This is a genomic window from Geminicoccus harenae, assembly GCF_019800005.1.
In the GTDB taxonomy this organism is placed as follows: domain Bacteria; phylum Pseudomonadota; class Alphaproteobacteria; order Geminicoccales; family Geminicoccaceae; genus Geminicoccus; species Geminicoccus harenae.
This window is the reverse complement of record NZ_JABGCL010000175.1, coordinates 1-1,035: the sequence shown is the minus strand read 5'-3', so window position 1 is coordinate 1,035 and position 1,035 is coordinate 1. Positions and strand designations below refer to the sequence as shown.

Sequence of the window (1,035 nt, the reverse complement as noted above, 5' to 3'; positions counted from 1 at the left end):
GCATTGGCACGGCCTGTGCATGGTGGAAGCGCACCGGGTCTTGAGTGTCCCGGCGGCCGGCAGATAGCCGGCCGGGTTCATCTCCCTTCAGGTAGAAGGAGTTCGTCGCATGGTTCTGACCGCCACCACCAACACCTCGGCCAACACCGCGCTGCGCTATCTGTCGCAGAACTCGGCCGCGGCCTCCTCCTCCTTGGCCAAGCTGTCCAGCGGCTCGCGGATCGTGAAGGCCTCCGACGACGCGGCGTCCTTGGCCGTGGGCACCCGGATCAAGGCGGACGTGACCGCGCTGAAACAGGCCGCCTCCAACACCGCACAAGGCCAGAGCCTGCTCCAGGTGGCCGATGGCGGCATGTCCAAGGTCGCCGACATCCTGCAGCGGATGAAGTCCTTGGCCGTGCAGTCGCAGTCCGGCTCGCTCACCGACAACGAGCGGCAGTTCCTCAACCAGGAATACGCGCAGCTCAACACCCAGATCGGCGAGATCGCCACCCAGACCAAGTTCAACGGCGCGCAGCTGCTCAACGGCTCGGCCGGCAAGACGCTCACCGTGTCGACCAGCGGCGCGTTTGCCAAGTTCGATGGGGCGGGCGAGCTCAACGCCAACTTCCGCGGCGTCACCTTGAGCCTGAATGGTGCCGCCACCGGCACGGCGAGCTTTGCCTATGTGGGTGCGGACAGCGCCACCGGCGCCCATGCCACGGATGCCACGATCGGCACCTTCACGCTCACCTATGGCAACGTCACCGACACGATCCAGCTGGAGTTCGGCACCGACCAGCGGGTGGTGGAGGGCCAGCTGAACTTCAAGAACGCCGGGGTCTCGATCTCGCTCGCCAACTTCGACTTCTCCACCGAGCTTGCCGCGGAGAGCTTCACGGTGGGCGGCAGCGGCGATCTGACCTTCCAGGTGGGTGCCCAGTCGGCCGACACGGTGGTGGTCAACATCGACGACATGACCACGGCGGCCCTGGGCACGGCCGGCACCGACATCTCGACCTCGGCGGGGGCTGCGGCCGCCGGCACCGCGATCGA

At 67.0% G+C, this 1,035-nt stretch carries 1 protein-coding gene; it reads left to right on the top strand.

Annotation, left to right across the window (positions count from 1 at the left end):
• Window positions 1-109: 109 nt before the first annotated feature.
• Window positions 110-1,035: flagellin N-terminal helical domain-containing protein (locus HLA95_RS27460; RefSeq protein WP_440588851.1), on the top strand; the 926-nt coding region annotated here is incomplete at its 3' end.